General features: G+C 36.0%; 10 protein-coding genes. 5 read left to right on the top strand and 5 right to left on the bottom strand.

Annotation, left to right across the window (positions count from 1 at the left end):
* The first annotated feature begins 124 nt into the window (after positions 1 to 124).
* From idi to ACY2RT_RS15230, 4 genes are read left to right on the top strand one after another with little or no spacing between them, the layout of a single operon-like run.
* The gene (gene idi / locus ACY2RT_RS15245; RefSeq protein WP_490156794.1) at positions 125 to 643 is read left to right on the top strand and encodes an isopentenyl-diphosphate Delta-isomerase; all 519 of its coding nucleotides are present in this window, start codon (positions 125 to 127) and stop codon (positions 641 to 643) included.
* Positions 640 to 1,047 carry a 6-pyruvoyl trahydropterin synthase family protein gene (locus ACY2RT_RS15240; protein WP_490156793.1) on the top strand — a complete coding sequence of 136 codons (408 nt, stop codon included), beginning with the start codon at positions 640 to 642 and terminating at the stop codon, positions 1,045 to 1,047. The genes idi and ACY2RT_RS15240 overlap by 4 nt, the downstream gene beginning before the upstream one ends.
* The gene (locus ACY2RT_RS15235) at positions 1,040 to 2,017 is read left to right on the top strand and encodes a type I phosphomannose isomerase catalytic subunit (protein ID WP_490156792.1); all 978 of its coding nucleotides are present in this window, start codon (positions 1,040 to 1,042) and stop codon (positions 2,015 to 2,017) included. The genes ACY2RT_RS15240 and ACY2RT_RS15235 overlap by 8 nt, the downstream gene beginning before the upstream one ends.
* A gap of 39 nt (positions 2,018 to 2,056) precedes the next feature.
* Positions 2,057 to 2,323, top strand: coding sequence for a hypothetical protein (locus ACY2RT_RS15230; RefSeq protein WP_490156791.1), 267 nt, complete (start codon positions 2,057 to 2,059; stop codon positions 2,321 to 2,323).
* A 1-nt stretch (position 2,324) separates the two neighbouring features.
* Here the strand turns inward: ACY2RT_RS15230 and ACY2RT_RS15225 are convergent, their stop codons facing one another.
* The 3 genes from ACY2RT_RS15225 to ACY2RT_RS15215 are packed head-to-tail and all read right to left on the bottom strand — an operon-like array spanning position 2,325 to position 5,406.
* The gene (locus ACY2RT_RS15225; RefSeq protein WP_490156790.1) at positions 2,325 to 3,032 is read right to left on the bottom strand and encodes a DUF4369 domain-containing protein; all 708 of its coding nucleotides are present in this window, start codon (positions 3,030 to 3,032) and stop codon (positions 2,325 to 2,327) included.
* Positions 3,033 to 3,082: 50 nt separating this feature from the next.
* Positions 3,083 to 4,420, bottom strand: a complete 1,338-nt coding sequence (locus ACY2RT_RS15220) for a DUF819 family protein (RefSeq protein WP_490156789.1) — start codon at positions 4,418 to 4,420, stop codon at positions 3,083 to 3,085.
* A 44-nt stretch (positions 4,421 to 4,464) separates the two neighbouring features.
* On the bottom strand, positions 4,465 to 5,406 hold the full coding sequence (locus ACY2RT_RS15215) for an alpha/beta hydrolase (protein WP_490156788.1): 942 nt from the start codon (positions 5,404 to 5,406) through the stop codon (positions 4,465 to 4,467).
* Between the two features lie 75 nt (positions 5,407 to 5,481).
* On the opposite strand from ACY2RT_RS15215, the gene ACY2RT_RS15210 reads away from it, so the two are divergent.
* Entirely contained in the window at positions 5,482 to 6,261 is a 780-nt protein-coding gene (locus tag ACY2RT_RS15210; RefSeq protein ID WP_490156787.1) for a S1/P1 nuclease, read from the top strand.
* Positions 6,262 to 6,301: 40 nt separating this feature from the next.
* Here ACY2RT_RS15210 and ACY2RT_RS15205 read toward each other — a convergent pair whose 3' ends face one another.
* Entirely contained in the window at positions 6,302 to 6,652 is a 351-nt protein-coding gene (locus ACY2RT_RS15205; protein ID WP_490156786.1) for a DoxX family protein, read from the bottom strand.
* Between the two features lie 108 nt (positions 6,653 to 6,760).
* On the bottom strand, positions 6,761 to 6,916 hold the full coding sequence (locus tag ACY2RT_RS15200; RefSeq protein ID WP_490156795.1) for a T9SS type A sorting domain-containing protein: 156 nt from the start codon (positions 6,914 to 6,916) through the stop codon (positions 6,761 to 6,763).
* Positions 6,917 to 6,930 lie beyond the last annotated feature (14 nt).

The raw sequence follows: 6,930 nt of genomic DNA, 5'->3' as shown, positions 1-6,930 counted from the left end.
TTATACAGAATTAGATTAACCAATATTTTTCAATTAAAAAAAGGCGCTCTATCTTACAAGGAGCGCTTTTTGTTTTTTATTAGAAACTCCTATTTTGTACATTTGAGAAAAAAGAAAATTTGCTATGGAAGAAGAACAGGTGATCCTTGTAAATGAGAAGGATGAAAAAATTGGTTTAATGCCAAAGCTGGAAGCACATGAAAAAGCTTTATTACATCGTGCATTTTCAGTATTTATATTTAATGATAAAAATGAGTTAATGCTCCAACAAAGAGCATTACATAAATATCACTCTCCGGGACTATGGACCAATACGTGTTGTAGTCATCAGCGAGATGGTGAAACGTCTTTGGAGGCAGGAAAGAGGAGGCTCTTTGAGGAAATGGGATTAACCACTCCTCTTAAAGAAGTTACATCGTTCATTTATAAAGCTCCGTTTGATAATGGATTGACCGAACACGAGTTTGATCATATATTGGTAGGAACCTATAATGATGAACCTTCCATCAATGAAGATGAAGTAGCCTCCTGGAAATGGATGCTTATGGAAGATGTAAAAGAAGATATGAAACATAATCCAGATATATATACTGAATGGTTCAAAATTATTTTCGATAAATTTTACCAAGACCTTACCGTATGAGTTTAACTGTATATCGTAAAGCACATTTCAATGCCGCACATCGTTTGTATAAAGAAGGATGGAGCGATGAAAAGAACTTAGAAGTTTTTGGGAAATGCAGCAACCCTAAATATCATGGGCATAATTATGAACTGGAAGTTGGTCTTTCCGGAGAAATTGACCCTGAAACGGGTTTTCTCATTGATTTAAAAAAGTTGAAAGAAATAATTAAAGAGGAGGTAGAGGACCCCTTTGACCATAAAAATTTAAATGAGGAAGTTCCGGAATTTCAAAATTTAAATCCAACAGTAGAAAATATTGCCATTGTCATTTGGAACAAGCTTCGGGAACGATTGGATTCCAGATATGATATTTCTGTGAAACTCTATGAAACTCCGCGTAATTTTGTAGTCTATAATGGATAACAAAACTTCTTTATATCCATTAAAATTCAAACCTATCTTAAAAGAAAAAATTTGGGGAGGAACAAAACTGATGCAAATTTTTAAAAAAGAAGGAAAAGGGAGCATAGGTGAAAGTTGGGAACTCTCCGGAGTGGAAGGGAATGTTTCTGTAGTGGCGAATGGTAGCTTGAAAGATATGGAGCTTACAGAGTTAATTAATAGCTATAAAGAAACATTAGTTGGGCAAGGAGTTTATAAAAAATTCGGAAATAAGTTTCCATTACTTTTTAAATTCATAGATGCCCGGGAAGATCTTTCAGTACAATTGCATCCAAATGATTTATTGGCCAAAGCGCGCCACAATAGTTTCGGGAAAACCGAAATGTGGTATATAATTCACGCCGAAAAAGACGCAAATCTTATTTTAGGTTTTAATCGTGAGATGGACGAAGCTACTTATACGAAATATCTTTCAGCTCGTAAGATATCAGAAGTTTTATATTCTGAAAAGGTGCAAACGGGAGATGCTTTTTTTATAGCACCGGGAACCGTCCATGCTATCGGGGCGGGAGTAGTTTTGGCCGAAATTCAGCAAACATCGGACATTACATATCGTATCTATGACTGGGACCGCCCGGATACAGATGGGAAGCTCCGGGAACTTCACACTGATCTAGCTATTGATGCAATTGATTATCAACAAGCTGATGCAAAACTGCACTATGCCGAAATAGAAAACGAACCGTTACAACTTAAGAGTATTCCTTACTTTGAAACTAACAAATTAAAGCTCACGACTACTTTTGAAAGGGACCTTTCTCAAATAGATTCTTTTGTTGTGTATATGTGTGTGGATGGAAGTGCTGAAATTAAAACGGCTACTACTTCAGTTACCATCCGAAAGGGAGAAACTGTTTTGATTCCTGCCAGTATGAAAAAACTGAGTTTAAAAACCAAAGCGGCTACATTTTTAGAAGTTTATATTCCTTAATACGCTGTTAAATAGTATTTTTGCTGAAAATTTAAAATTATGGCAAGCGTTCGCGATTTAAAAAGAGATATTAACTATGTTTTGGGAGATATCATTGAAGCAGTGTATATCTGGGAACTGACTAATCCTGAAAAAGACAATAAAAAAGCAGAAGCAATTATAGATGATGCTATTGTTGTTTTTGATGAATTGATTGAAAAAGTAAATACTAAAAAGGTTGAAAACAAAAAGCAACATTTTAAAGCGATCAATCAAGAACTGGAAGACCGAGGGAGAAAATTAATACATAAGATCAACGCCTTGTAGGCTATTCTTCAGCTTTTTTCCTATCTTCAATATAAGACTCTAATGCTTTACCGTACTTAGAGTCTTTTATTTTTGGTGTCAATGATCTGTAAACCGTATCCAGATATTTTATGTTGACAGTATATGCTTCACTAAGCATTAAATAGGGAGCCAGTTCATAATCTTTATTATTAATGGCAAAATTAACAGTAGCCAAATACTTACTGGTCAAAGTACTTTGTTGTTTTTTTTGCGCAGCTTGTGCCAATGAATCGTTTCCCTGTTGCATCGCAGTAAGTTCTTCTTCGATCAGGTCCAAATTCCTATTGGAATAACGCTGTACCATTTTTTTGTATTCTGAAAGCTTATCGTGATTTTTAGAACCGGTTATCACCGCTGCTGTTGTAAAATTCTCAAGTGAAGTTCTGATGCTTATTTCTCCTGATTCGGCGAAAAAGAAAAACTCTTTGTCTTTCAAGGATTCGTTCTCAATCTTAAGCTGTAAAGAATAAATTTGTGGGCTTTCAATTACTTCAGAAAAAGAAAAAGCAGCATTTCCATTAATAACTACAGAATCTACAGTAGTCATATTAGTGTCACTTACTTTTTTAAGTAGTATAGTGCCTTTTTTTAAACCTTTTACATTTCCGGTAAGGAGCATTTCGTTGTCATTGCCGGAACAACTCATTATTAAAAATAAAAGGCTTACAACCCAAAAAACATTCTTCATTTATTTTTCTTTTTAAAGCGAGCAAAGATGCATTTTTTTTAACTTAAATCCTATGCCGCTGAAGCCAATTGCATTAATATGGTGCATAGTATAGCGCCTACTGTACCAATGGCATAACCAAAAACGGCCAGTAACACTCCAACGGTAGCCAATGAAGGATGAAAAGCTGAAGCAACGATAGGTGCAGAAGCAGCACCTCCTACGTTAGCCTGGCTGCCTACTGCTAAAAAGAAATAGGGAGCTCTAATAAGTTTAGCTACTAAAATGAGTAATCCGGCATGAATGATCATCCATACAACTCCAATTACTATAAGTCCCGCATTATCAAAAATAAGAGTGAGGTCCATTTTCATACCTATACTTGCCACGAGTATGTAAATAAAAACACTGCCAAATTTACTGGCTCCGGCACCTTCATAACTTTTGGCCTTTGTAAAAGACAATATAATTCCAATGATAGTAGTAATAGTAATCATCCAAAAGAAGCTGGAACTCAAGAAAGTGAAAATATTTCGGGTAATTCCTGCTTCAAGGCTATTGACAAAATCCTCGAAGAAACTACTCATGTAGTTCGCTCCGAAATGTGCAAAACTAACTGTTCCGAAAGCTATTCCTGCTAAGATCATTAGGTCTGTTAGGCTTGGATTTCGATCTACTTTTTTAGCATAGGAAGATACTTTTTCCTTTAAACTTTCAATGGCAGATGTATCTGCTTTCAGCCATTTGTCAATTCGGGTTGTTTTTCCAATACCAATTAAAATAATGGCCATCCATATATTGGCCACTACAATATCCACAAATACCATTCCGCCATAAAGCGCCTGGTTATAGCCGTAAATTTCCAACATAGCAGTTTGATTGGCACCGCCACCAATCCAACTTCCTGCCAGGGTGGAAAGTCCTCTCCAGACAGCATCTGCACCTACACCTCCCACAGTTTCCGGAGAAATAGTCCCAATCAATAAAACTGCAATAGGCCCTCCCAGGACAATACCGATGGTACCAGTTAAAAACATGATCAATGCCTTTGGACCTAAGTTAAAAACTCCTTTTAGATCAATGCTTAGTGTCATGAGTACCAAGGCAGCAGGCAATAAATACCGACTCGACATATAATACAAATTGGAACTTTTTTCAACAGCTTCTCCGGTTTCGCTAACAGTAACCCACTCGGGAGCGATAAGGCCTGATGTAGTAAACAATGCCGGTATAAAATATGCCATAAAAAGAGCAGGCACTATTTTGTAAAATTTATTCCAAAACCCGGATTTTTTAGAAGAAGTATAAAAAATAAGTCCTAATGCGATCATTAATACACCAAAAACAATGGTGTCATTAGTAAGTAAAGGTGTAGTATCTTTAATTATTTCGGTAGCTGTATCCTGCATGCGTTAGTTGTTTTGCTGCAAAATACAATTTATTGATGAAATTACTATTTCATTACAAAAGTACTTATTATTTTTACTAATTTAGGCATTATTGGACGGCTGTATTCATTATAAGATTTTTGGTTTTCCAGATTATCGCCTTTTATTTCTTTAAAAATATGGTTCATATTAGGAATTATTTCCAATTGCGCCTCAGGTTTTGCTTTATGTAATGATTCAGCTTCAGAAATCTGCACCTGAATATCTTTATCGCCATTGATTATGAGTACAGGAATATCAAGCTTAGTAATCTCTTCATTTGGGTTGTACTGCATCCAATCAAAAATAAAAGGCTGAATAGCCGGTCTGAAAATGGACCCCAATAATGGGTTATAATTAATTGCTACACCATTTACGCGTAGATCGTCAAAGGCCAATCGGGCATCGTCTTGTAAACCCGGATTCTGATTAGCAATTTGATCCACGATCACATCATCAATTTCTTGTCCCGCACCGGCTATAGAGATATAACCATCCACTCTACCTTGTGCGGCAACCATTCCTACAAGCGATCCCTGACTATGTCCGGCAACATAAATTTTCGAAAACCGTTCGTCGCCTTTAAAATGTTCAATAATGGTAATGGCGTCTTCAATAAAATGCTGAAAACGTATTTTCTTTTCATCGATGGCTCCCATCTTCATGATTTTTAGGATACGTTTATCATAACGGAACGTGGCAATTCCATTTGTATATAACCCTTCGGCTAAAAATCGGAGAGAATTATTTTTTGCCATCATTTGGTTTCCGTTCCTGTCAATTGGTCCGGAACCACCAATAATAATTACAAGTACTGGTTTTGAAGGAGTTTCCGGAGTTAATAAAATTCCTTCAACAAAAGGAGGGATATTTAGTTCTTCACCTTTAAATTTTTCTTGTGCGAAGCTTATTCCGAAGCAAAACAACAGGAACCCAATAACAAACTTTTTATTTCTTTGAACTTTCATCCTTTTCTTTTTCTGAACTCTAAAATTATCATTAAATTGTTTAAGTAAGTATCTTTGTGAAAATTAGTTTACCCTATGAGACCCATTTTTTTTCTGTTTTTGATGTTATTCAGTAATGTATTTGTATATGGAGCAGTTGATGATTGGGGTAGGACCGGGCATCGGGCTACAGGAGAAATTGCCGAGAAACATCTTTCGAAAAAAGCGAAACGCCAGATTGCGAAATTATTGAATGGGCAGTCTCTTGCTTTTGTATCAACCTTTGGAGATGAAATCCGAAGTGATGACCAATACAGAAAATATGCTCCATGGCATTATGTGAACTTTCCGTTCGACAGTACTTACGATGAACATCCCAAAAGTGAAAAAGGAGATCTTTATATGGCAATCCATAAATGTATGGAAGTTTTGAAAGATGAAAATGCCTCCAAAGACAAAAAAGCTTTTCATTTGAAATTACTGGTTCATTTCATAGGAGATCTGCATCAACCATTACATGTGGGTATGGCTGATGACAGAGGAGGAAACCAGTTTCAGGTCCAATGGTTTAATGAAGGAACAAATCTGCACAGAGTCTGGGATGAAGAAATGATTGATAGTTACCAAATGTCTTATTTGGAGTTAGTTGACAATCGTGCTGTGCTTTCAGAAAAACAACTGGAAGTTATAAAGAGCGGGACTGTAAAAGATTGGATGTATGAAAGTCGCGCACTTTGTATTAAGGTATATGAAACAACAAAGAAAGGCGATAAATTAGGCTACCGCTATATGTATGATTATGTGCCTGTTGTCCGTTCACAACTTCAAAAAGGAGGAATCCGCCTCGCTGTTCTACTCAATGAGATCTTTGGGTAATTTATCTTTGTAATTTTTTCCGAAGTAAGATAGACCTGTATTAAGTGTAGTGATACGCCCAATAGATCAATATAAACTGTAAAGGAATGCGCAGTACCAATACCCACTTAGGAAGCTTTAAAGACGCTTCTTTGTTTTGAAGCATATGTACATGTACGGTTAAGTAAAGAATTAGCATTGCAATGATACCCCAGCCAGCATACATTTGTGTGTCTTTGTTTAAAAGAACTAAACCTAAAACCATTTCTACAATACCACTTAAAAGAACCATTGAACTATGCGCCGGGATATATGGTGGCATAATGCGTTCGTAGAATTTAGGTACTCTAAAATGATTAAAGCCTGCAGCTACAAGTATAACTCCAAGAAGATATTGATGCCAGGGAAGCATAGATTTACTTTTTAATATTGTTCAAAAATAGCCTTTTTATAAATAAGAACCCCTTCAAAAATTGAAGGGGTTCCCCTAATATTAAAGAATTAGAATCTATAAAATTACTTACTCCTTAATGATCTGTTTGGTTACTTGACCTCGTGTTCCTTGTATGATGAACATATAGGTTGCACTTGCCAGTTCTGAAATATCAAGTTTTTTTTCTACACCCATATTAGTAAGGTTGACCGTTTTGATCAATCTCCCCATAAGGTCATAAATAGCTACATTTTCCA

The organism is Ulvibacter sp. 2210JD10-4 (assembly GCF_058148525.1).
This window is presented reverse-complemented; position numbering and strand designations above follow the sequence as displayed.

Bases quoted from the DNA above. Each gene is read 5' to 3' on its own strand.
- ACY2RT_RS15225 (WP_490156790.1), bottom strand. From the start codon at position 3,032: ATGAAGAATGTTTTTTGGGTTGTAAGCCTTTTATTTTTAATAATGAGT.
- ACY2RT_RS15210 (WP_490156787.1), top strand. From the start codon at position 5,482: ATGAGACCCATTTTTTTTCTGTTTTTGATGTTATTCAGTAATGTATTT.
- ACY2RT_RS15240 (WP_490156793.1), top strand. From the start codon at position 640: ATGAGTTTAACTGTATATCGTAAAGCACATTTCAATGCCGCACATCGT.
- ACY2RT_RS15235 (WP_490156792.1), top strand. From the start codon at position 1,040: ATGGATAACAAAACTTCTTTATATCCATTAAAATTCAAACCTATCTTA.
- ACY2RT_RS15215 (WP_490156788.1), bottom strand. From the start codon at position 5,406: ATGAAAGTTCAAAGAAATAAAAAGTTTGTTATTGGGTTCCTGTTGTTT.
- ACY2RT_RS15220 (WP_490156789.1), bottom strand. From the start codon at position 4,420: ATGCAGGATACAGCTACCGAAATAATTAAAGATACTACACCTTTACTT.
- idi (WP_490156794.1), top strand. From the start codon at position 125: ATGGAAGAAGAACAGGTGATCCTTGTAAATGAGAAGGATGAAAAAATT.
- ACY2RT_RS15205 (WP_490156786.1), bottom strand. From the start codon at position 6,652: ATGCTTCCCTGGCATCAATATCTTCTTGGAGTTATACTTGTAGCTGCA.
- ACY2RT_RS15230 (WP_490156791.1), top strand. From the start codon at position 2,057: ATGGCAAGCGTTCGCGATTTAAAAAGAGATATTAACTATGTTTTGGGA.